The 20871-nt window shown below is 58.7% G+C and carries 24 protein-coding genes; 4 read left to right on the plus strand and 20 right to left on the minus strand.

Annotation, left to right across the window (positions count from 1 at the left end):
- Positions 1–33: 33 nt before the first annotated feature.
- Both traD and ACFPO9_RS17160 read right to left on the minus strand, forming a co-directional pair.
- On the minus strand, positions 34–1911 hold the full coding sequence (gene traD / locus ACFPO9_RS17155) for a conjugative transfer system coupling protein TraD (RefSeq protein WP_379772552.1): 1878 nt from the start codon (positions 1909–1911) through the stop codon (positions 34–36).
- Positions 1912–1944: 33 nt separating this feature from the next.
- Positions 1945–3210 carry a TraI domain-containing protein gene (locus ACFPO9_RS17160; protein WP_379772555.1) on the minus strand — a complete coding sequence of 422 codons (1266 nt, stop codon included), beginning with the start codon at positions 3208–3210 and terminating at the stop codon, positions 1945–1947.
- A 633-nt stretch (positions 3211–3843) separates the two neighbouring features.
- Here ACFPO9_RS17160 and ACFPO9_RS17165 point away from each other — a divergent pair.
- From ACFPO9_RS17165 to ACFPO9_RS17175, 3 genes are read left to right on the plus strand one after another with little or no spacing between them, the layout of a single operon-like run.
- Positions 3844–4836 carry a hypothetical protein gene (locus ACFPO9_RS17165; protein ID WP_379772558.1) on the plus strand — a complete coding sequence of 331 codons (993 nt, stop codon included), beginning with the start codon at positions 3844–3846 and terminating at the stop codon, positions 4834–4836.
- 8 nt (positions 4837–4844) lie between these two features.
- Positions 4845–5198, plus strand: a complete 354-nt coding sequence (locus ACFPO9_RS17170) for a hypothetical protein (protein ID WP_379772560.1) — start codon at positions 4845–4847, stop codon at positions 5196–5198.
- Positions 5199–5205: 7 nt separating this feature from the next.
- A complete protein-coding gene (locus ACFPO9_RS17175) occupies positions 5206–5760 on the plus strand; it encodes a hypothetical protein (protein ID WP_379772563.1) in 555 nt (184 codons plus the stop codon).
- Positions 5761–6147: 387 nt separating this feature from the next.
- Here the strand turns inward: ACFPO9_RS17175 and ACFPO9_RS17180 are convergent, their stop codons facing one another.
- The 16 genes from ACFPO9_RS17180 to ACFPO9_RS17255 form a co-directional block, all read right to left on the minus strand.
- The gene (locus ACFPO9_RS17180; RefSeq protein WP_379772566.1) at positions 6148–6645 is read right to left on the minus strand and encodes a glycine zipper 2TM domain-containing protein; all 498 of its coding nucleotides are present in this window, start codon (positions 6643–6645) and stop codon (positions 6148–6150) included.
- Between the two features lie 65 nt (positions 6646–6710).
- The gene (locus ACFPO9_RS17185) at positions 6711–6974 is read right to left on the minus strand and encodes a hypothetical protein (protein WP_379772569.1); all 264 of its coding nucleotides are present in this window, start codon (positions 6972–6974) and stop codon (positions 6711–6713) included.
- A 125-nt stretch (positions 6975–7099) separates the two neighbouring features.
- A complete protein-coding gene (locus tag ACFPO9_RS17190) occupies positions 7100–7228 on the minus strand; it encodes a hypothetical protein (RefSeq protein ID WP_379772571.1) in 129 nt (42 codons plus the stop codon).
- A gap of 133 nt (positions 7229–7361) precedes the next feature.
- Positions 7362–7664, minus strand: a complete 303-nt coding sequence (locus ACFPO9_RS17195; protein ID WP_379772574.1) for a hypothetical protein — start codon at positions 7662–7664, stop codon at positions 7362–7364.
- A gap of 270 nt (positions 7665–7934) precedes the next feature.
- On the minus strand, positions 7935–9074 hold the full coding sequence (locus ACFPO9_RS17200; protein ID WP_379772576.1) for a DUF7146 domain-containing protein: 1140 nt from the start codon (positions 9072–9074) through the stop codon (positions 7935–7937).
- A 141-nt stretch (positions 9075–9215) separates the two neighbouring features.
- Positions 9216–9794, minus strand: a complete 579-nt coding sequence (gene ssb, locus ACFPO9_RS17205) for a single-stranded DNA-binding protein (protein WP_379772579.1) — start codon at positions 9792–9794, stop codon at positions 9216–9218.
- Between the two features lie 17 nt (positions 9795–9811).
- Positions 9812–10669 carry a hypothetical protein gene (locus tag ACFPO9_RS17210; protein ID WP_379772581.1) on the minus strand — a complete coding sequence of 286 codons (858 nt, stop codon included), beginning with the start codon at positions 10667–10669 and terminating at the stop codon, positions 9812–9814.
- A gap of 206 nt (positions 10670–10875) precedes the next feature.
- Positions 10876–13305 (minus strand): hypothetical protein, encoded by a 2430-nt coding sequence (locus ACFPO9_RS17215; protein WP_379772583.1) that lies wholly within the window; start codon positions 13303–13305, stop codon positions 10876–10878.
- Positions 13306–13500: 195 nt separating this feature from the next.
- Positions 13501–13893: a hypothetical protein gene (locus ACFPO9_RS17220; protein WP_379772585.1), complete on the minus strand. Its 393-nt coding sequence runs from the start codon at positions 13891–13893 to the stop codon at positions 13501–13503.
- A gap of 81 nt (positions 13894–13974) precedes the next feature.
- Positions 13975–14457 carry a hypothetical protein gene (locus tag ACFPO9_RS17225; RefSeq protein ID WP_379772588.1) on the minus strand — a complete coding sequence of 161 codons (483 nt, stop codon included), beginning with the start codon at positions 14455–14457 and terminating at the stop codon, positions 13975–13977.
- A gap of 190 nt (positions 14458–14647) precedes the next feature.
- Positions 14648–15244: a hypothetical protein gene (locus ACFPO9_RS17230; protein WP_379772591.1), complete on the minus strand. Its 597-nt coding sequence runs from the start codon at positions 15242–15244 to the stop codon at positions 14648–14650.
- Between the two features lie 30 nt (positions 15245–15274).
- Complete coding sequence (locus ACFPO9_RS17235) at positions 15275–15763, minus strand: hypothetical protein (protein ID WP_379772593.1); 489 nt, start codon at positions 15761–15763, stop codon at positions 15275–15277.
- 66 nt (positions 15764–15829) lie between these two features.
- The gene (locus tag ACFPO9_RS17240; protein WP_379772596.1) at positions 15830–17125 is read right to left on the minus strand and encodes a metallophosphoesterase family protein; all 1296 of its coding nucleotides are present in this window, start codon (positions 17123–17125) and stop codon (positions 15830–15832) included.
- Positions 17126–17268: 143 nt separating this feature from the next.
- The gene (locus tag ACFPO9_RS17245) at positions 17269–17433 is read right to left on the minus strand and encodes a hypothetical protein (RefSeq protein WP_379772598.1); all 165 of its coding nucleotides are present in this window, start codon (positions 17431–17433) and stop codon (positions 17269–17271) included.
- A gap of 31 nt (positions 17434–17464) precedes the next feature.
- Positions 17465–17623, minus strand: coding sequence for a hypothetical protein (locus ACFPO9_RS17250; protein ID WP_379772601.1), 159 nt, complete (start codon positions 17621–17623; stop codon positions 17465–17467).
- A gap of 57 nt (positions 17624–17680) precedes the next feature.
- Positions 17681–18373 (minus strand): hypothetical protein, encoded by a 693-nt coding sequence (locus ACFPO9_RS17255; RefSeq protein WP_379772604.1) that lies wholly within the window; start codon positions 18371–18373, stop codon positions 17681–17683.
- A gap of 155 nt (positions 18374–18528) precedes the next feature.
- Here ACFPO9_RS17255 and ACFPO9_RS17260 point away from each other — a divergent pair, with 155 nt between their 5' ends.
- Positions 18529–18783, plus strand: a complete 255-nt coding sequence (locus ACFPO9_RS17260) for a hypothetical protein (protein ID WP_379772606.1) — start codon at positions 18529–18531, stop codon at positions 18781–18783.
- On the opposite strand, the gene ACFPO9_RS17265 is transcribed toward ACFPO9_RS17260, so the two are convergent.
- Complete coding sequence (locus tag ACFPO9_RS17265) at positions 18784–19050, minus strand: hypothetical protein (RefSeq protein ID WP_379772608.1); 267 nt, start codon at positions 19048–19050, stop codon at positions 18784–18786. It lies immediately after the preceding gene.
- A 292-nt stretch (positions 19051–19342) separates the two neighbouring features.
- Positions 19343–20830: a hypothetical protein gene (locus ACFPO9_RS17270; protein WP_379772610.1), complete on the minus strand. Its 1488-nt coding sequence runs from the start codon at positions 20828–20830 to the stop codon at positions 19343–19345.
- Between the last annotated feature and the right edge of the window lie 41 nt (positions 20831–20871).

The following is a 20871-nucleotide window of genomic DNA, read 5'->3' on the forward strand; positions in this document are numbered from 1 at the left end:
TTGGGCCGATTAGCTCCCTATGACCGTGGCGTCTTATTGCAGCAACGGCAGGCGTCCTTTGTAGAGCGTGCTTCCAGCCAAAAATGCGAAGTACTGCAAGCCAGGCAGGCGTGTGAGCAAGTCCGCGCTTACGAATGGTATTTCGACTTCGCTCAACGCCCGCGCTGTTGAACCACTAAATTCTGTGAACGATTTCGATGAACCGGAACCTGTCGTGTGCGTCACGCGCACGTCGCGGGCCGCTGTCTTGCCGAACGAGGTCGCGATCCACTCGGCCATGGCTGGATCTTTCACGCGCAGGCACAGGACGTTGTTCAGGTTACCCAGCGCCTGCCCGGTCTTGGCGTTGGAGCCGAACACGACGTCGAAGTCGGCAATGGTCTGCGTCGCAATGAACGCCTTGATGCCGGCGCCGCCGCCTTTGTTGAGGATCTGGATGGCCTGCTCGTTCATCACCTCCGCGGCTTCGTCGATGAAAAGGTAGATGTCCTCTGGCTTGTCGTTGAAGTTGTAGATGGCACCGGCCACGCTGGCGATGTCCGCTAGCAGGATCGAGCCAATTGCCGAGCCGATGATCTTGTTCGACAGAGAGTCCAGGCCGACGTACAGGACCGCGTTTTCTTCAATGATTTTCTGCGTGTCGTAGATGGGGCGCGTGTCGTTCAGGTCGAGCGGGTCCGGAGAAAGCATGGCGCCGAGTTCGTCGGACCCGAGCATTTCCAGGATCGGTTCAAGCACCTGAATCATCTTGCTGTAGTGTTCCTTGCTGTGGTTCACCATCGCGATCAACGCCTCGATCGCCTCATCCCTGATCTTCAAGGACAGGAATTTACCGGCCATGCCTTCCAGCCGTTCGGACTTGAACGGTGAGGTTTTACCGCGTGGTTGCTTTTCGACGAAGGTATCGAGGTCCTGATCCCATGCGCCGCCGAGGCGCTGGTACAGGGCTTTCTTCAAGAGGCTTTCCAGAAGCGGCTCTACGCCGTTTTGGACGTATTCCTTTGCGGTCCTGATGTTCGGGCGCATGCCGTCGGCCACCTGGGCACGCATCACGCGAAACAGCGTCTTCCACGCGAAGGCGCCGAACGTGCCTTCGGCGTCGACGAGCTGGCCAATGCGCGTTGCGGCTTCTGCGATCGTATTCCAGTTGGCGAGCGGATTCATGCGGATCGACTTCGACGGATGGGCCGGATGGAAATAAAGAAACTTGCGGCCGGCACGCTCGCACTCCTTCCGCACTCGCTGTTCCCAGTCTTTGTCCCCTTTCGGATCGATGATGATGAGAATCTTTTTTGCGTGGACGATCTGGGTAGTCAGCAATTCGTATAGTCGGGTCTTGCCGGCGCGCGTGGTGCCCACCACAAGGGTGTGGCCCGGCAATGCCTCGATCGGCAGGGTCAGCTCCTCTTCGTCTGGACTGATCCCGTGTATCCATGATACGCCCACGCTATCCGCTTTCAAGGGAACAAAGTTCTTGGGCTGAATCGACTTGAGAATAGGTGCTGGAAGCCAGCTCGGCGGGCCTTGAATCTCCTCCGGACTGCGGAACATGATCTGGCGGGAGATTTCGGCGTGCTGCTGGGTCCAACGGAACCCGCGGCCTAGCCAGAAGCCGCCCTTGCCATCAGTTTCTTTACGCTTTGCGCCGTCCAGTTTGAGGTGACGCTTTGAAATCGCGAGCGCATCCCCAACCGTGATTGTCTCGACGCGCAGCGCCGACAGCGAAGCGCGGAAACGGTAAAGGTCAATCGCTTGCCTGCCGCGCAACGCCGAGGCGCCGACGACGGCGGCTGCGGCCACTGGCCACATCGGCGGGTGGAGCGCAGTCAGCAGAACCGAGGACGCTGCCCAGGTAAGGCAGGAAGGCAGCTCATACACGGGCCGGAACATGTCGTGGTAGGTGCGGGACATAGGGTAGGTATGGTCGAATTAGAAGTTACTTTTTTACTTGGTGATGAACCGGTCACGCAGGCCTGGGTGAAGGATCACGCCGCGTGCGTTGGCTGACCGCCCGAGAATCAGTCCAGCGTCATCCATCATTTTTCGGATCGTCGCCCCTGAGACACCGAACATGCCGAGCATGGAAACGGGTACCTCAATTCCCGCGTCGTTCATAACGAGCTGGTCTTTCAAGACGTGGAATTGTGGATGCTGGGCGAGCGCGCTGAACCACTCGCGCAGGACCTTATGGCCGCGTGCGAGTTTCTCCTCTCCGTCCTGGGCGGCACCGAACGGCGTCGGCGCTTCGGCGCCCTGTGTAACGACCGACGGCGTGGCGACAGCGACCTGGTGCGGCTGGACCGCGGTCTGCGCTGCGATCTGATCCTGCGCCGGCGCGGTGCCGGAACCGCTGTTGTTGTTGGCCGCAGGCCCGGTCGTCGCCGCTGGCGAGGCGGAGGGAGCTGGCGCCGGCGTCTCGAGCGGGTTCGCGAGGATAGTAGGATTGGCTGCAGCGATCATGCCGCTGGCAAGCTTCTCCACCTCGGCCGGTGCGATGGATGCGGCACTTGCGCCGATGTGGAAGGTGCCTGCTTGTTTTGCCTTATAGTGGTCCAGCACACCTTGTACGGCCAGTCGCACGACGCGAGCAAGAGTTGATTCGACACCGTTCATCGTCGTCCGTGGATTGATGGCTTCGTACATCATCAGGATCGCGCGTAGGTCGAAATTTCCCAGGAGGCGTTTTGGGATGAAGTTTGCCGCGATAGCGGCGCCCGACTGTGCGCTCAGCGGCGCAGCAGGAACGCGCCAGGAAAACCGGGCCGATGGATGCGCGGCCAGCCAAGTGGCCAATGTGCCTTCCACGCTCAAGGGATGATATTCGTCGTCACCAGATACCACGACGCTTGCCTCTGCAACGGTAGCGACGGCAGTCGCAAGAGTCGCAAGAAAGGCCATATAGCGGCATTGCGGTTCAAGCGATCGGCGCTCTTCCGCCCCAAGAGTCGGGAAGAAAATGACGGTCCCGGCATATCGGTACGCCACCATCGCGGCTGCGAGACCGAAGTCCCAAGCGCCTTTTGGCGAGCCGAATGCCGCGGAGGTTAGCGGAAGCCGTTGGACATGGTCCGCGTATGCGCGGATAACGGGGAGACAGAGTGCGGTGAATTGCGCGTCCGCCAAGCCGGCCGCAGTCCTGATCGCGTCTACGGCGTCAGGCGAACTGGCGATAAGTTCACTGCTCGAAACAGGGAGTAGCATGTTTTCCATGCTGAAATTATCTTGTCCGTGTTCAATGGGTTCGTAACGAATGTGAACGAATTATTTGAACCAGTCGGTTTTCAGACGGTTGCGCCATCTTAGTGGCTCGTATGTCGATTTCAGCAACTGGCGTTAGCGACGGCTGTCCCGATGGACACGGTGTCCATCGTCGCGAATGTGTAAGTTATTGAATATAAACGAGCTCAGTCTCTGAGGATGGCAAATTCGGGGTCGACTTTTTGCTGTATGGTGCTAAGAAATGTATCTTCAGACATTGTTGTTCGATTACTTGCAACTGGTTCGGGTGATTGATAGTATTTTTATAATGAGTAACTAAAATACGACGTTTTCTGAAACAATATTTCCATGGAGATACATTTGGTGTTGACGGTGACAGCCTCGACATTTAACCTTGCGGCTTAGAAAAAACGTAGATTCGAGTACGTTTTTTTGCAGGAATGATGGAATTCCCTCTCCGGGAATGATGTAACTGCGCTCTTCAGCGAGTCCTACAGAAAAGTTCAATCGTTTCATAATTGTTGCCGCATGGAAAACGGGCATAATTTTTTACGTCACTCGATTTGCTAACTGGGACTCGCAATGCTACTTACGAATTCGGCAGTATCTTCTCCTGATATGCTCATGCTGCGCACGGATCCGGCCGCGCTTGACCTGCGTGATTTGTCGCCGGAACACATGACTCGCCTTCACATGTCCGTGAGCGAATTCCGCTCGGCGGGCCGTCGTTTGATCGGCGAGCTGTACATGATGACTACCCAGCTGTGCGTGATGAAGGAGATCCTGGGTGAGCGTTTCCGTTCTTTCGCTGAGGCCGAGCTGGACCTTGCCCCTCGCACGGTGTCTCGATATATGCATATCCATAAAGTGCTGTCGACGCACTTTTCGACCGACGGCCAGGTCAACCTGACGGAAGCGAACCTCTTCACTCAGAAAGCACTTGGGCTGCTGTCGCCGACCACCGATACCCACGTTGTCGAGGAACTTCGCGAACTGGCATCCAAGGGGACGACCATCGACCACAACCTTGTCCTCGAGGTGATGAACAAGTCGGAGGCCGATGCGGTCGCGCAGCTGGCCAGCGCGCAGGCAGACCTGACGACCAAGACGCGTCAGATCGCCGAAATCAACCAGCAGCGTGAACTGGAGCGCGCCCGCAATCAGCGCGAACTGGACAGCCAGGCCGAGATGCTTCGCCGTGCAGAGCAGCGCCGCTCCGACCTCGAAAACGAAATTGCGAAGCTGCGCTCGCAGGAGACGCAGGTTCGCTTCGAACAGAAGGAAGTCGTGCCGCCGGGGTATGCGAGCGTCGAAGAAGCCATCAGTGCGAAGACCCGCGAACTGGAACTGCTGACCAATAAGCGCCAGGCCGTTTCTAGCGAAATCGAGACGCTGACCGAGCAGCAGCAGCGCCTGCAAGATGCGGTGCAACAGACCAGCGCCAGCGCGTCGCAGTTCCTAGCGATGAAAGAGCAGACGGACGCGCTGATCGCGCAATTCCCAATCGCATTGCTCAAATCACTGTCCGCAAAGGACCCAACCGTGAAGGCTGCTATCGCATCCCTCGGCGAGACCTTCGTCCTGTTCGGCCAACAGCTGAGCAAGGCAGGAGCATAGGACCTATCGTGAACGACAACAACATTCCAGTAGCAAAAGCGATTTTCGACACGACCGCGAGGGCGCGAAAGAAGATCGAGATCGCCAACTTCGCGGTGTTAGATGCCGTGGTCGCGATGGCCGAGCTGCAGGACCCTCTTGCGCCGGCGGTGTTCGGCGCCAGTGCAGAAACGCTGCAGAAGCTGGCCAACATGGACAAGGCCAAGATCAACGCGCTGATGATGACAGGCTTGCCGATTTTCCTGCTGCGCGTCGCCAGCCCGGAGTTCCAAGCGGCGCTGGAGGGGTCGGGTAGCGAAGATGCGCTGCTCCGCGCCCTGCTCGAGTCCTACTCCGAACAGCTTCCGATCACGTCACTGTAATCCGATCATGCAAAATACGACAGGCAATCTCGATCACAAGGCCAGCGTTTCGTATGCGTCGAAGGTGGCGATCGCTCAGGCCCTGGCCAGCTTCGGTGCACGCGCAGTCACGCTGACCACCGTAGCCCGTACCAAGCCAGCCGACTCTCGTGCGATCGTCAAGACGATCACCGGCACACAGTCACAGTCAGGCCAGACTCCTACCAACCACGAGTGGTTCTTGGGGAACCGCACGCTGCGCCTCCACTCTGCAATGCTGCTGCTCATGTACGCGGCATACCGTGAAAAGCATGAGCCGCTGCCCGATGCCCACGGGATTGCGTTCACGCTGAGCTATAACAACTACCTGGGCGTCTGCTGCGGCAAAGCCTTGATCAGCCCCGAGCGATTCGCCCTCTTGGCCGGCAACGGCTTTAGCATAGGATGGCGTGACATTCCCCGCGGTGGCGCATCGAAATTCCCCCACGATAACGTAAAAGTGGTGCGCTGCAGACGCTGCCGTGTTCCTCACTTAATCGAGGCACATTTCCGAAGCCACACCTGCACCGAATGCCTCAGCTAGCCCATCTTTAACTGGCTTCGCCGAGCCCTTGGACGTGTCCAGGGGCTTTTACATCTGCTCGCTCATCGCGCAGTGCACTGCCCGAATCGCGTGAGTGAGATTCTAACCAATTCCCACAGGAAAGTGTAGCGCGCGATATTACGCTTTCACAAAATTACATCTTTGTTGCCACGACGCATCAAGCTCGTGAGTACATCGTCTCCGAAATCGCGTAGTCGCCCAGCTTAAATTTGTGATGCATCACATTAAATTGCCACGTTCCAGACTCGCAGCAGGTCGGTACGCTGCGTAAGCACGAACGACGAAGGACCCCGTAAACGAAAAATGCCCGACCGTCCCTTGCGGGATAGGTCGGGCAAATTCAAACCGGCTGAAGTGCCGAGCATGCTACCGCAAACTCAAGCTCATCTGTGCCGGAACAGTGGTCACTGCCCCGCCCCTGCTGGGGTCATAGGACAAAAACGACTGGAACGTCTCCTGCAGGTACTGGTACGTCACACGGTAGCCGCTGATTTGCTGCTCCATGCGTTGCACCACCCTGCAGTTTTGCTGCGGATTGCTGCGCTGTTGCTGTGCGATGCGATCGCCGGAAATTGCGCCGGTGACAGCGCCGAGCGCGGCCATGGCCACTTTTCCGTTGCCACCACCGACTTGGCTGCCCAGGAGGGCACCGGCGATGCCGCCGATCACGCTGCCCGGGTTCACCGCACCAGCCTGCTGCGCCTGGTCGTTGTAGACCATGTCGCAGACCTGCTGGTTCTGCACGCGCTCCGAGTAGACCGGGGACACGTTGGTGATGGTGGCCATCACTTCTGCTGCGTTAGCGCCGAACGTAGCCGCTGCAGCGACTGCGAAGAAAAATACCAGCGAGAGAGCTTTTTTCATGGTGTTGCCTTTCTGGGTAAATAGATCGGCCCACCGAGGGTGGGCCGTTTGCAGTGGCGTAGGGCTTAGAAGCGAACGGACTTGGCGGGTGCCAGGTTCGGAGCGCCCTTGAAGCAGTCGGGGGTGTACAAAGTCGCTTTCGGCGGTTTTACAACCTTCGATTTCGACAGTGCTTTGACGATCTGCTTCCAGGCCAACTTTGCACAAAAGCGCAAGATCGGCCATACGATCTTCATCGAAATCCAGATCACAGCGCAGAGTGGCAGCGCGAGGACGAAGGAGAGGATGGAGCTGTAACGTTGCTCGATATTGCTTGCTGGCTTTTTCATAATTTCCCTAAAAAGGTTAGTTGTGCAAAGGTGACAGGACGCCAGAGGCGGTGTCTTGTTGAGGTCTTACAGTTGAAGCGCGAACGAGCTGGTGGGCTTATTCGTTGTGGTCTTGCGGAGGGGTATTACGCTTCGACGACGCCGGTGACTTCGGAGCCGACCTGAAAGGTGGCGCCAACGTGTTGGGTCAGGTCGATCGAATCGCAGAATTGCAGGAAGTCTTGCTCATTGCTGAGGTCGAGGGCGTTGTACATGTGAACTACTCCTAATGAATGCCGCAAAGCGACGGTGATAAAAGGAGTAAGCCGGAACGGCTTTCCAGCTGGACTGGAAAGCGGAAGGAAGTTGGGGAGGATGCTGGCGCATTGTGATGCACCAGCCTGACGATTACGCCAGTTTGACGAAAGCGCGCACCGCGGTGTCGAACGTGAAGTTCGCATCGAGGTACTGCTTGAGTGCTTTGTAATGGCTTTCGGACTCGCGGCGGCAGATATCCAGGAACAGGCCAACACGACCCATGCTGGTCGGTTGGAATTCCGGGTGCGAGGTGATTTCCACGAACTCGCCCAGATTACCCGCCTGCATCGCTACCTCGGTCGGAGTCATGCCATAGTCGTTCTTAGCATTGACATCGAAGTTCGGATTCCAGCCAGTGGTTTTCAGATTGCTGGCCAGTTGATAATTGTTCATGAAAAGCTCCTAATAAATCCCGCAGGGCGGTGAGAAAAAGGAGTAAGCACGATAGGCTTGCCGATGGAAACCGGTAAGCGGAAAGTTACTTTGGCGGCCCGAAGGCGCGGGGATTGTAGAAAGAACTCCAGCGGACGCTGCAATTCTTGAGGCGCTGACGAGAGCACCGGGAACTTGTACAAAAATGCCGAAAACCGACGATATGAATTGTACACCGAATATTCCTCAAGGCAACAGGCAGACCCCCAAAAAGAGGGCCTGTCCGCTGGTTTAAAGTTGTTGGCTCTGGACGTACGGCCGCGATGGCGGACGAACGAGCGGCCGGGGTTGCACGGTAGGCCGGATCGGGACCTGTGGTTTCGCAGCTTGCAGGGATTTCCCCTGCTCCTGGTTCTGTATCGCGAGCCAGACGTCGGCAAAATCGGTCCCCTCTTCTGGCGGGATTTTGATTTCAACTTCGAAGCCCAACTCCACCAGCCGCTCTTTAAGCAGCAGAGCGTGATGTTCACCGGGCCGATACTTCTTTTTCACATCGGTACGGTCGTGGTCCGCGAAAATGATGACCTTGTCGAACCGCCCTTTTGGAATGTCGGCCAGCGCCAGGTTGCCGCAGTTGAGCAGCGACCAGACGTTGATGCGGTAGCGATACCCGGTAGCGACAGCCAGCCCGGTTTCGATGCCCTCCGTCAGTCCAAGCGTGCGGCTTTCCGGCAGCTCAACGAGACGAATTGCAGCGCCATCCAGTTTGCGAATGCCCTTCATTTGCTTCTTCGGATCCTCGAGCGGCGCCTTCTCCCCTTTCGAGGTCAGGTAGGTGCGATGGAGCGTGATCGGCTGACCAGCTGCGTCTACGGCCCGAGCAACCATCGTGGGGAAGGTGCCGCGGTAGATGAATCGGCCGTTCTCCCCTTCTTCGAAGAATTTCAGCCCAGGATGGAAGCGAATATCCTGGCTGATCTTGCTCAGGTCGCAGCCCGGTACCCGCTTGCGCAGGTACAGCGAGACTGGATCGTTGCCGGTCAGCGAGCGGCTGCCCGCAGAGACCTCCACCAGATTGGCGCGGTTCTTCTTCACCTGCTCTGGACTGAAGTCGGTGTCCTCGAACGTGAAGCGTTTTACTGGCGTGTCCGAGCTGAGGCCACAGGTTCCATCGTCGAGGAACTTGAGGATTTCGACCTTGGACATGCCTGTGTAGCGCTCGATCAGCGTGTAGCCGTTGCCGGCGCCGCACTGCTGGCAATACCAGGTGCCCAGGCCGCCCTTGTTGTCGAAGCGGAAGCGCTTGCCCCCGTGTTTGCCGTCGAAGCAAAGCGGGCACGGGCCTGCCTTGTTCAACCTCAAGCAATTACTGTCAATTCCTGCGGCGGCCAGTTTTACTGCCCAGTCCACCTTTGCAAAGTCGATTCCCATATGCCCTCACTGCCACGATGTGGCGAATAAAAATAGGGTCAGGCACTCTGTCGATAGAGGCTTTCGTGAGACATGGGCATCTCAAGAAAACCGGGGAGGTTTTCTTGGTGCCGCCCGAGGGCGACACCAGGTACTTGCAGGTTAAAACTCGACTACTTGCATTGCGTCGAATCGGCCGATGAACGGTATATCGTCCGCGAACTCGTCGTGCTGCGAACCCGGGCGCGGGCCAGGGTTCGGAGGCGAGCCACCACCGCCACCACCAGTGCCCTGCCGCGGTTGCGGACGGGCTGCTGGCGCCGGTGCTGCTGGCGCTCGGCGCGGGGCCGGACGTTGCTGCTGTTCGTAGCCACCGTCGTGATCCCCTGCACTGTCATCGCCGCCGGCACGACCGCCAAGCATCTGCATGCTCTCAGCGATGATGTCCGTCGCGTAGCGCTCGATGCCGTCCTTGTCCGTGTACTTGCGGGTCTGCAGGCGGCCTTCAACGTAGACCGAGGCCCCCTTTTTGAGGTACTGGCCCACGATTTCAGCGAGGCGGCCGAAGAAGGAGATCCGATGCCATTCGGTGAGCTCTTTCTGCTCGCCGCTGTTGCGGTCCTTCGACTTATACGAGGTCGCCACCGCGATGTTCGCGATTGCGTCGCCACTCGGGAGGTAGCGGATTTCCGGGTCGCGGCCGAGGTTGCCGACGATGATGCACTTGTTGACTGATGCCATTCTGATTTCCTAGATTTTTAGAGGGTGTCGATTGCGTAGTGATTGCGGCAGCGTTCTTCCATCTTGCCGTTCACTTCCACTTCAAAGTGATGCTTACCCAGCAGCTGCAGGCGGACCAACTGGCCTTCTTGAAGGCCGAGGTCGGTTACCAGGTCAGCCAGGTGCTCGCCGATGAATTGCTTTTCGTACGAACCTGTCTCCGACCGCAAGGTCATCGCGTAGGTCCAGTAGGGCTTGCGGCCATCGCCGCCGATCCGCGTGGTCCCGAACGACACGATCTTGCCGGTGAAAGGGACGCTCTTGTTGCCATTGGCCGGGACGATTTTGAGGGGAGCATTGGCCGCAGCCTGGACTACCGGCTTGGCCTTTACTGGTTCCTCCGTTACGTCCCAAGGTGGTGACTGCGTTTTGGCCGCACCTTTGACCGGGCGGGCCGGGGCTTTCGATGCGGCGTGCTTTGCTGAGTTCGAGTCGAGGCCCGTTTGCCGCACCCACTGAATCGCACCGTCGATGTCGTACACCAGCGCAGCGCCTTCGGCGATGGCAGGCGTGAACTCGAGCGGTTTGAGGTGGCGCAGTTCCCGGCAGGAGATGCGAATTACTTGAGCGGCGTGATACTGGTAGAAGCTGACATTGCGGCCGCACACTTCGGTGCGGTAGACGCGATCGGCGACCATGTACTGCTGGTTGGCGGTGATGTCGGGAATGCGTTCGGCGACTGGCGCCGGCGCGGGTTCCTTCGGTTGCTGCTTTGGGATACTGGTGAAGGCGTTGGCGATACGGCTGCCAATTGCTTCGAGGGTGTCGAACGGAAAACTCAGCAGTTTGAATGCGAAGTCATCGGGCTTTTTAGGGGCCTGAGGATAAAGGCTCATGGGATTCTCCTGGGATGCCGAAGTTCGGCGGTATCAAGGAGTGAGCTTTTTTGATAGCTCTCCGATACGGTCGTATCGAAAAGCTGGAAGGTGTACAACAATGCCGGAGGCCGACAGAAATATCTTACAGGAAATTTTTGCGAAGCAGAAGTGATCTGTTCGACATGCTGAGAAAACCCCGGCGCTTTCGCGCCAGGGTGTTGGTTTTACAGTTCAGCAACCATGATTTTGTAATCCGCCATCTCCCACAATTCCGGCGTGTGGGAGATAAAGAATTCTCGGCCATAGCCGCCTTGCTTGAGAACGGCACGCTTCATCTGCATGAACGTGCGTTTGGCGTCCAGATCGAGCGCACCGTCTGTTTCGTCGGTGAACAGCGTTTCGCAGCGTGTGGTGCAGGACTGCGATGCGTACAGCGCCACCGAGCGGGTCAGGCATTCGTTGACGAGCACTTCTTCCCCGCCCGACATATCGCCCAAACTTTTTTCAGTGCCCCGGTGTCCGTCGAACACCTTCACATCGAAGGTCTCCTTCATCGTTCCGGCTTTCGTCTCGCTCTGCGTGTCGAGGCGCACGACAAAGCGCCCTTCAAAGCAGTCCGAGAGAAGGCTGTTGCAGATCGCGGCAATTTCCGGCCCCGCGTCGTCGATACTCAACGCCACGCAGCCATCATTGCCCAGACCCTTTTCGGCGAGCTTCCACTTTGCGATTTCTTCCTGCAGGCGTTCGGCCTGCTCCTTTACCTGTCCGGAGCGCGCAGCCAGTGCACGCACGGCCTCGAGCTTGCCCATCAAAGTTACTTTTTGCTCAGTGAGGGCACTCGCCCTGGCCTGAACTTCGACCAGTGCGGCGCCAGCGCGCGAGACAGCAGTTTGGTAAGCCTCTACCTCAGCATCGCTCACAGGCTTCTCCAGCTTCGCCAGCCGGTCTTCGAGCACCTTCGTTTCGGCCTGTGCATTCGTCTCGATGAGGGCCAGTGCCTGCGCCTTCTCCGAATCGATTGCCGCTAGCGCGGTCGTTGCTTGCGTCAGGCGTTCGGTAGCCCTGGCGATGACCTGCCGTTGTTCCTCGATTGCCTGGGCCAGCACCGGTAGGCGCGTTTCAGCGTCAGCGATGAGCGGCGCACGCGCGGCCAGCCGGTTGTCGGCGTCCAGCGCAGCAGCAGCGGTTTTTCGCTTCTTCTGCGCCTCACGCACTTCCGCCTCGATGGTGTCGAAGCCGGCTACCTTCGCTTGCAGATCCTTCACCTGCAGGGCCAGTGCCTCGTAGGCTGAGCGCTTTGCATTTTGTTCCGCTTCACGAGCCGGGACGTCGCGCATTGCCGCGTTTGCCTGTTCCATCAACGGACACGCCAACTGCATCTCGGAACCCTTGCAAGGCACCTGGTCGACGAGCGACGCAGTAGCCTTGAGGTTCTGGATGACAATGGTCCTTGCCTGCCCTTCGGACGAGAGCCTTGCCTTTTGGGCGACGAGATTGGTGAGCTCACTACGCAGCGTGGCAGCGCCAGCCAAAATAGTCTGGTCCGCATCGACCGAACTGTCGATCTGCTCGATAAGGCACTTGTGTTCCGGGAGGCGCTCTACCGCTTGCGCGATCGCGTCCTTCGCCGCGAGCATGGCATTGAGCCGCCGCACTTCCACTTCGCTGGACTGCACGCTGTTCTGCGCAGTTGCGATCGCAGCCTTGGCGCTGGTGGCCTCGGACTGATGACGCTCGCGTTCCTTGTCGAACTGAGTGCTGACGCTTGCCTTGCTGCTGGCAGCCTTCGTCACAACAGCGCCGATTTGCTCGTTCAGGAAACGAACTTCCTCGGCATTCTTCTCCTGTGCATCGCGCTTGGCCAGAAGTCCGGCCAAGGCCTCGCGCGCACGGTCGACGTTCGCATGGGCCGTGACCTCATCGGCGCCGCCGGCGCGAATCCGTGCGTCGACCGCGGCGACCTCACCTTGGAGAACGGCAGCGGTGCTTTCATGGTTGCGGGCCTCGGCCAAGTCGCCGTTCAGGCCTTCGAGCTGCTGGCGCATGAACTTCCCGACCAAGGCAGCTTTCGCAGCCAGTTCGCGGTAGCCCTGCAGGTTGAGCACCGAAGCCAGAATCGACTTGATGTCCCCTGCCCCATAGGACGCGATAGTCTTCCTGCCTTGAGCCGAAAAGTGCGCCGTGAAGAACTTCTCAGGCGGGCCCAAGATCGTGTCGACAAGGTGATCGTAGGTGGACGACTTCCCATCGGAAAGCGTGCCATCAGCGAGCTGTACGGGCTTCCAATCGCCGCCGGCGTCCAGTTGATACAGGTAGCAGTCGGACTTCTGGGTTTTGCCAGTGGTCTTGAAGGACAGCACCGTGCGGTAGCAGACCCCATCGTTTTCCCAAACCAGTTCCTTCAGCGCAGTGACGCCGCTGATCTGCGTCCAGTACGAGAAGCCGCCCGGTCCCAACGTAGTCGAGCGCGAAGGCATGACGCGGTAAGGGTGGAGCGAGTCTAGGATCGTGCTTTTGCCGGCGCCGTTCGGGCCGACCAGCGCGACGAGTGCCGCGTCTTGAGGAATCGTTTGAAGGTCGAGGACCAGGCTGTCACGGCCAAAGGCCGCGAAGATGCCCGTAAAGCCTTGCAGCGTTAATTTCAGGGGTTTCAATGTGGCTCCATCCCGCATAGCGGTGTTAACAATGGAGTCAGCTGGCGAGCAGCTTGCCGATGAAAGGCATCGGGAAGCAGGGAAATCAGGAAGGCACAACAATGCCGCAGGGCGACCACGCCATGATAGCAGGTTATTGCACTCAATCAAGTAAAGCCCGCAACACCCGCCGACACAAGGTCGGCGGGCAGCGGGTCATTGCAGTTTCGCGAGGGTCGCCGTGCGGTGTTGGTCGAGGACATGGTTCCGCACAGGCCACCCGTACTCGGCACTAACCTCCGCGCCGTATTGGACGGCATCAGCGTACTTGCCGAAGTCGCCCACACAATCCAGACCCCCTTCCTTGAGGTGGACATAGACCGAGAACGACGTCGGTGTGACGTTATCGATTTCGTAGCAGGTCGCGTCGTCGCTACCGGATGCGAGGTTGCGAACGCCATGCACTTCGATGGCTTCGTAATGGTGCGCGTAGCACGAGATGACCGAATCGGCATACCTGTCGAAGATTTCGACAGGCGGTTCAGCAGCTTGCGTCGCAGGTTGCAGGTTGGCGCCAGCTGGCGCTGCGAGTTGAAGGGCGTTGTTCATCTTGGAGATTCCGTGGGTACGGTGAATGAAATCGGCCCGCGCGAGGCGGGCCGTTGCAGGGTCAATCAGTTGCAGGGACTATCAGGTGTTGCGCTTCGCCGCCAAGCGCGCAGCGATCGTTTTCGCTACGCCGTTTTCGACCGTGACCAAGGCCACGTCGAACCAGCGCGGTACGCGGTCCAACAGGTAGGCGATCGCATGCAGCGTCGCGCGCAGAATCATCTTCGTCAGCACGATGAGGCGTGCGCTGATGGTGGTCGAAAGTGCGCGGCCGCGGCGGTTCAGGCGAACCCGGCCCGGCGTGAAACGACCGCTCCAGGCCAGGCCCGTCGCGTTCACTTCTTTTCGGATGCGCAGCTTGAAACTGGCCTGGTTCAGCTCCTTGTGCCGGTCGCAATGCGCAGCCTCGACCGCCAGAAGGTAAGCGATGTCGGCATATGCGATGTCCAGCTTTTCTTGCAGACGCTTGCGGCCCAGGATTGCTTGGCCAGCGAGCGCGGTGAAGATCGTAGTGACCATGCCAATAACAGCAGCGATGAGGTCGATATCGTTTTTGTCGAACATGAGTTTGCTCCAAGGATCTGCCGTAGGACGGCGAGTTGCAGGGGGAAACGCGCGAGGCGTAGATGGATGCCGAGGATCGGCGGGGAAAAGGCTTGAGCTGTGCTCATCGATGCGAGGCATCGAAAAGCAAGTAACTTTGAAGACGACGCCCGAGCACCAATCCCCGGAAGGAGAGGTGTCGGGAGGCGGTTTAAGCGGCGAGCGCCAGCTTGATCGGATCCAGCCATTCCACCTGGCTGCGCGCGAAAAGCGAGCCAGCTTTTTTGGTGACTGCTTGCTGCCCCCATTCCTGCAGGGCTTCGCGATCGATCTTGCCGATGCCGGCCATCGGCGTGAGCGCGATCTTGTAGACAGGTTTTTCGAACGTCCCCTCACGGGTAACGACACAGGTGCCGACGCGCGACTCGTTCCGATACAGCCAGAAGGAGTCAACCGGCCCGACCATACGGTAGGGAATCGGCGTGTTGGCCAGCGCTGCGAACGCTACGCGATCCACTTCTTTCAAAGTGAATTGCTCCGGGGCCTTTCCGACCGTCAGCAGATAGAAGCGATCGTTGTTGGCAAGTCGGGTAACGTACGTCGGAAGCTCGTTGAGGTTCTGATGTATCCCGAGCGCCGCCGCATGCGTGTGGCTGTCGCCAACCATCCAGGCGTATTTCAGGCCGGGGGAGACGAAACGCTCCAACATCGCCATGTCGATGTCCAGATCTTTCGGATGGCGCTGCAGCAGCTCCAGGTGGTACTTTGCGATTTCGAACTTCATCGCTTCGATAATTGCTTTGATCATGATTCCCTCGTAGATGCCGCAGCGCGGCCTTTAGTGTTGTGAATTTTGTGCGTACGCGGCCAGCGCGAAATGCGTCGCCGGATGCGTGTCGTCGGAAGCGAAGCAACGTTGAACAGTGATGACCGCGAACGGCTCGCTTTCGCTACCATCGGGGCCGACCATCACGTAGTAGGCTTCGGGGCCAAAACCCCGCAACCGCAACCACTTGTCGTCGATCCGTTCGAGGTCGGTTTTGCTTTCCATGCTGTTGTGATCGCAGAACTTCGCCATCACTGGCGAGGTCACGACACCGGTCGGGCCTTCGCGGCGCATAACCACGGGGCCGATACGATTACGATCGTCGCGGATCACGCTTTCATTCCCATCCTCGGTGTCGACGACGACCTTGCCGCCGGCGACGTCTACGATGAAGATGCTCGATGGCGAACCCGCCTTGAGCATGTCGCGCACGATAATTGCGGCGTCCTCCGGCGAGTCAGCTTCAACTTCGTCTTCGAAAATTACGCGATGCATTGCCATGTTTTTTCTCCTGATGGACGAACGGCCGCTCAAGGCGGCCGCGTCATAAATTGCAGTTGGGTGAAGTCAAAAACCGATATCTTCAAATTCTGGTTCTGGCTGGATTGCTTGGGCAGGCTGGCCCGATGGTTCAGGTGCTGAAAGCCCGGGGCGTTTGTTGGTGAGGGCGAAGGCGCTTGCGATATCTTCCGGCGCCATCGTTTGCAGCATGGAGAGCCTTTCGGCCAGTCCGTCCTTGGGCGTGTTCGTGAAGTCGCACCACCGCATGAACCGTTCCTCGACCGAAGTGAGCGTCGAGATACCGGCGCAGCGCTGGCGCTGGATCGTGAGCACTTCGCCCTCGATCTTCACTTCCGCAGCCGTGCCCAGGATCTGCTTGATCGCTTGCCGATCGACGGTCTTGACGAACTCTTCATCTACCGAGTACCGGACCCGAACGAAGGCATCGCGGCATTGCTCCGCAACGGTGGCCAGCTCGTCCAGGTTGGGGACTCCGTCGAACGCGATTTCGATCATGCGCTTGGACGGCGTTTGCACAGGGGTGAAGTCGGCCGTTTCGGCTGAGACGTTCCAGATGAGGCAGAACTTCTCCCCCAACTCCCCGTAGTGATAGCGCCCGATCGAGCCCGGATACGCGATGCGTTGCGTGCGGCCGTCATGCTCACGCGTCCATTGCTGGTGCATGTGAATGTGGCCGAGCATCGTCGCGCTGGTCTGCGCCGAGAACAGCGCACCCAGTGAGAACTCGTGATCGAGGCCTGCCATCGGAACACCCGATTCGTTGAGCGAACCGTCGACGGTGCCGTGACTGGCAAGTACCGTAGGAACACCCCGGCGGCGCAGCGCAGCATTAGCTGGTCCGAACAGCCCGAGAAGCGCAGCGAGGTGATTGCCCATTTCGACACTTGCGTTGTCGGCGCCGACGACGAGGGCCAGTTCCGCCTTGTTCACGGTCGGCACGCTAGTGATGACCAGGTCGTATTTGACATCGGTGTAGGTCGGGTCGTATTCCAGCCACTTCCCTTCCGACAGGCCGATCATTCCGATCTTGTCCGAGACGATAATTGGATGACGCGCACCGATCATTTCCAGCATCTTGAGCAGGCCCACCGGCTCGTGAGAGAAGGTGCCCTGCAGCAGAAAGACCGGGCAGTGATCCGCCAGCTGCTTGATGCGTTTTGCCAGCGCTAGCAATGCCGGCGAGTGGCCGTCCAGTGCGTGGTCTGTAAGGTCGCCAGTGAGCATCGCAACAGCGACGTCGTGAGCGATTGCCTGTTCAACTGCATGGCCGAAGCATCGATCAGCTTCCACCAGATTGCCCGGACTGTAATGCAGGTCCGAGGCGTGCAGGATTTTCAACATAGATTCTCCCAAATATGCCGAAGCTCGGCGTGTAAATGGGGAGAGCGCGAAGGCTCATCGATGCCGCGGGCAATGATGAACGGTGGGGGTGTTGCCGCCCCCTTGTGAGGGGCGGCGGTAAATTCGAGAGTACGTCGGCAGGATCAGTGGAAGATCGCCGTCTTGATGTCGGTGCGCGCTGCCTGACGGGCCGACTTGCGTCGCGCGCTGTCGCAGCCTTTCGGGGCCTGCTTGCGCGGTTCCGGCTGGCCAGCGTGGATAGCGTCAGTCTCGACGCGGTAGCTGCGTTTGTGTCCGTATGCTTGCATGGTAGTGCCTCGTTTGGAAAAGGGGATGCGGCTATTCGCCAGCTTTGTTGGAAGGGATCGAGTGCGGCGCCGGCAGTGGTGCAGGCGTCGGCGGCGCCACCGGAACGGCGGCCTTGTCGTTGAAGATGTCGTTGAAGGAACTGGCCAGGCCAGGGGCCTGCCCAAACAGCGATGCGAACGGGTCGTTCATAGGGTGCTTTCGGAGTGATGAATTGCAGGAGGAAGAACCGGGAGCAGGACGCTCGGCTTAGTTGAAGCTCCAGTTGGAGATGTCGAGGTAGTCGGAGATCTTGTCCTCGCAGACCTGGGCGTGCTGTGCGCCCACGATCGTGGACAGCAGGTGCACCACGCGTTTGAGTTCCTTGCGAAGACTGCGACCTACGATACGGCGCACACGATGCGGGTCGAACCCGAGCACATCGCACACCCACTCGACGGTGACCAGGCCTCCGTCCGGATTGAGGCTGTAGAGCCAGATCAGCGCATCCAGACGGTTCAGGTCGGCTTGGCTGGTTTTGTCGCTGGCGACCGAGGCCTGGCCGAAAAGGTCAGGCTCGACGTCTTCCGACTTGCCCTCGATGTCCCACATCATTCGCAGGAACATGCGCTTGGCCAAGATCGTTTCCGGCGTGTCGCTGGTTTCGATGGCCTCCAGGTCGACCGATACCGGCTCGTCAGGATCGACAAGCAGCTCGTCGGCGGCCGGCAGCGCTTTCGCGGGAGCCGGTGGGGTAGGAACGGGCCGGTTGTCCAATCCGGACTTGACAGGCTTGGCGGCTTTTGTCGCCGGCGCTGGCGCGTCGTGCAACGGTGCGGGACCGGGTGGTTTCGCTTTGCCGGGCTTCGGTGGGTTGACAGGGATTTCGTCGACGTCGCCGAAGATGTTCAGCTGATGGACCACAGCCGGCTTGAGAGTAGCGACTGGGTTTGTAGGGTACATAGAACCTCCAGTAAATGCCGCAGGGCGGCAATAGAAAGAGGTGTCCTGAGAAGGATCTGCGCTTGGCCAGGGCAGATACGAGAGATGCGGAGAGGGTAGCTTGCGCGGCGCTATCGCGCGCCTACAATGGGGACATTATTACTTGAGGGAATTTTATGGCTACTGATTTGAACAGCGTTCCAGACGAGACTTACGAGCGCTGGTTGCGTGAGGCGGGAGGGGTGAGCGATCCGGACAGTCCAACGGAAGAAAACTTGGTGAACCTCTTCAGCAACACGCTGCGCGAGACGATCCCAGAAGCACGTGCAAAGGGGTTGGTCGACGTGGCCAACATGGCGCTGGCACTGGCCGACAAGACCCTGGGTTCCCAGGTTCCTGTCGCCAAATGCTTAATTATCGACCTGCACTGATCAGTTCAGCAAAGCGAGCTTTGCCATTTTCCGCGCCTGCTGCACATTGCGGAAGACGCGGTCATTTTCGATGCAAGGTTCGTTTTCAATCTCGCCGATTTCGTCCAGCACTTGCTGGGCGGTGGCGGGCTGCTTTGCGAAGGCGAACAGACGATTCCAAAACTCCAGCTCATGCACGGGGTAAAGGGAGTAGCGCTGGCCGTCTTGAGGTTGTGCCAGGATGGCCTGGTGAGCTGCGATTGCCGATTGGGTCAAGATGGTTTTCATGGTGCACTACTCCTAATAAATTCCGCAAGGCGGGTTAAAAAAGGAGTAAGTGACAGGTGCGTCACTTGTCTATGGAGACATAGAGAAGCGAGAGCGGGGTACAAAAATGCCGGAGGCCGACAGCGTTAATTTACAGCAACTTTCGTAGGAAGTCTAGCATCTCGATGTTGCGTGTCGCGGACGGCAAAAACTCGACCCCATTTTTGCCGTGCTCGGAGCCTCGATCTGAGCGTTTACAAAGGCTTACAGCTGGAACCGGATGGACACCGTGTTCATGCGAGCGAAGACATCTTCACTGTCCCTGGTACAAGATCGCGCGAACCTCATCGAGCACCAGTTCCACGTTTGTGCAGTTGCTGTATCCAGCGCGCAGCCCGCGCCGGCGCACTTCGTCTGCGGCACGATAGGCCAGCGCGTGACTGCAATACCCTATCGAAAACACGACCGCGTCGACACCATCGAACGCTTCCGACGAAAACCGACTTTGATCGGGATGCAGGAAAATCGCGCGGCGCATCTGCTTCCGTAATTTCGTATGCAGCCTTTCGTGGCCGCCGACGAATACTATTCTCCACTGTTGCGGGTCCGTTTCCTGGCCGGCATGAACAGGCTTGGCACCCACTCCAGGCGCCGGCTCCAGTAAGACGGTCAGCAATTCACGTGTCAGCGCCAATTGCTCGGTCGTCTCGGAAAGCGATGTTTGGAGCCGCCCGAGCTGGGTTTCCTTTTCGCGTAGCGCCAAGTCATAGCCGTTAATTTCCCGTGCATGCTCTGCTGGCGCCAGACGGACGGCGGCCTTCGAGGTGGCCGTGCGCAGCGTTTCCATCAAGGCCAGGTTGTTATGCTGGAGCTGCGTAGCCCGGTCTTCCGCCCTTGTCAGGTGTTTGCGAAGCGTTGATGCCTGCTTTTCCAGCAGCCCTGTTTGCCGTTCTAATCCACTGCTCATGCGTTGTGCGTCTTCGAAAGTACGCTGCATCGCCTGCCGCTGCGCGGCGATCGCGGCCACAAAGTGCCCCCTTTGATCTGCCGGCATGAATGCGAGCGCTGTCACCATCGGCTGATAGCGATCCGTCCAGAGCGTGCGTGGCGTTGTCAGGAGGTCGAGAAATGGAGGCGTAGCGAATGGATCGAGTTTGTTCGCTCTGCCTTGCACTGCGTAGGCGACGCCCATGAACTGGTCGGCCATCGCAACCGCGACGGCATAACACAGGAAATACTTGGCGCCCCCGCCAGTGCGGATCAGCGGGCGCCAGAAAGCATCGGTGTGCCTGTGGGCTGCAGCGCTCTTGTAGCGTGCAGCCGGGTTTTTAAACTTGCTCGCCATGGCGATGGCCGTCATGTGATCCACTGCCGGACGAAGCAACTCGTATCCACCGGCCTGTATCCATGCCACGGCCGCGGGTATGCTTGCCGACACGCATTCGTTCGCCTGTTCCCAAACGAACTGGGGTAACTGCGTATAAAGCAGTTTTTCCTGAGCGTACACCTCTCTCAAATCAGCGGTGTAGGCGTCCCAGCCGGCTGTCGTCCGAATGCCCATTTCGAGGACCTTCTGCCCCTTAACTAGAGGTTCGCAGCGTCGCTGAATCGCTGCAATGGCGCGGGCGCCGGGCCGGCCAATCTCATGACCTTGAGACTCCATTGCCAACTCGGCCTGCAGCGTGTCGAAGCACACTTTTCGCCAAGTATCGCGCGACACCTGGAATGCTTGAGGCGACATGAAATTCAAGTGCCGCATGGCGGATTTCTCAATGTGACTGAACTGGCGCTTTGTGACCATAAACCCTCCATGTACCCCGGCAGCTTTCGCTTTCCTCAGCA

Origin of the sequence: Massilia aerilata (assembly GCF_042656905.1) — a bacterium.
In the GTDB taxonomy this organism is placed as follows: Bacteria; Pseudomonadota; Gammaproteobacteria; order Burkholderiales; family Burkholderiaceae_D; genus Telluria; species Telluria aerilata.

Bases quoted from the DNA above. Each gene is read 5' to 3' on its own strand.
- ACFPO9_RS17160 (WP_379772555.1), bottom strand. From the start codon at position 3,210: ATGGAAAACATGCTACTCCCTGTTTCGAGCAGTGAACTTATCGCCAGT.
- ACFPO9_RS17220 (WP_379772585.1), bottom strand. From the start codon at position 13,893: ATGAACAACGCCCTTCAACTCGCAGCGCCAGCTGGCGCCAACCTGCAA.
- ACFPO9_RS17250 (WP_379772601.1), bottom strand. From the start codon at position 17,623: ATGAACGACCCGTTCGCATCGCTGTTTGGGCAGGCCCCTGGCCTGGCC.
- ACFPO9_RS17230 (WP_379772591.1), bottom strand. From the start codon at position 15,244: ATGATCAAAGCAATTATCGAAGCGATGAAGTTCGAAATCGCAAAGTAC.
- ACFPO9_RS17260 (WP_379772606.1), top strand. From the start codon at position 18,529: ATGGCTACTGATTTGAACAGCGTTCCAGACGAGACTTACGAGCGCTGG.
- ACFPO9_RS17240 (WP_379772596.1), bottom strand. From the start codon at position 17,125: ATGTTGAAAATCCTGCACGCCTCGGACCTGCATTACAGTCCGGGCAAT.
- ssb (WP_379772579.1), bottom strand. From the start codon at position 9,794: ATGGCATCAGTCAACAAGTGCATCATCGTCGGCAACCTCGGCCGCGAC.
- ACFPO9_RS17225 (WP_379772588.1), bottom strand. From the start codon at position 14,457: ATGTTCGACAAAAACGATATCGACCTCATCGCTGCTGTTATTGGCATG.
- ACFPO9_RS17200 (WP_379772576.1), bottom strand. From the start codon at position 9,074: ATGGGAATCGACTTTGCAAAGGTGGACTGGGCAGTAAAACTGGCCGCC.
- ACFPO9_RS17180 (WP_379772566.1), bottom strand. From the start codon at position 6,645: ATGAAAAAAGCTCTCTCGCTGGTATTTTTCTTCGCAGTCGCTGCAGCG.
- ACFPO9_RS17255 (WP_379772604.1), bottom strand. From the start codon at position 18,373: ATGTACCCTACAAACCCAGTCGCTACTCTCAAGCCGGCTGTGGTCCAT.
- ACFPO9_RS17235 (WP_379772593.1), bottom strand. From the start codon at position 15,763: ATGGCAATGCATCGCGTAATTTTCGAAGACGAAGTTGAAGCTGACTCG.
- ACFPO9_RS17165 (WP_379772558.1), top strand. From the start codon at position 3,844: ATGCTGCGCACGGATCCGGCCGCGCTTGACCTGCGTGATTTGTCGCCG.
- ACFPO9_RS17185 (WP_379772569.1), bottom strand. From the start codon at position 6,974: ATGAAAAAGCCAGCAAGCAATATCGAGCAACGTTACAGCTCCATCCTC.
- ACFPO9_RS17270 (WP_379772610.1), bottom strand. From the start codon at position 20,830: ATGGTCACAAAGCGCCAGTTCAGTCACATTGAGAAATCCGCCATGCGG.
- ACFPO9_RS17210 (WP_379772581.1), bottom strand. From the start codon at position 10,669: ATGAGCCTTTATCCTCAGGCCCCTAAAAAGCCCGATGACTTCGCATTC.
- ACFPO9_RS17265 (WP_379772608.1), bottom strand. From the start codon at position 19,050: ATGAAAACCATCTTGACCCAATCGGCAATCGCAGCTCACCAGGCCATC.
- ACFPO9_RS17195 (WP_379772574.1), bottom strand. From the start codon at position 7,664: ATGAACAATTATCAACTGGCCAGCAATCTGAAAACCACTGGCTGGAAT.
- ACFPO9_RS17245 (WP_379772598.1), bottom strand. From the start codon at position 17,433: ATGCAAGCATACGGACACAAACGCAGCTACCGCGTCGAGACTGACGCT.
- ACFPO9_RS17190 (WP_379772571.1), bottom strand. From the start codon at position 7,228: ATGTACAACGCCCTCGACCTCAGCAATGAGCAAGACTTCCTGCAATTC.
- ACFPO9_RS17175 (WP_379772563.1), top strand. From the start codon at position 5,206: ATGCAAAATACGACAGGCAATCTCGATCACAAGGCCAGCGTTTCGTAT.
- traD (WP_379772552.1), bottom strand. From the start codon at position 1,911: ATGTCCCGCACCTACCACGACATGTTCCGGCCCGTGTATGAGCTGCCT.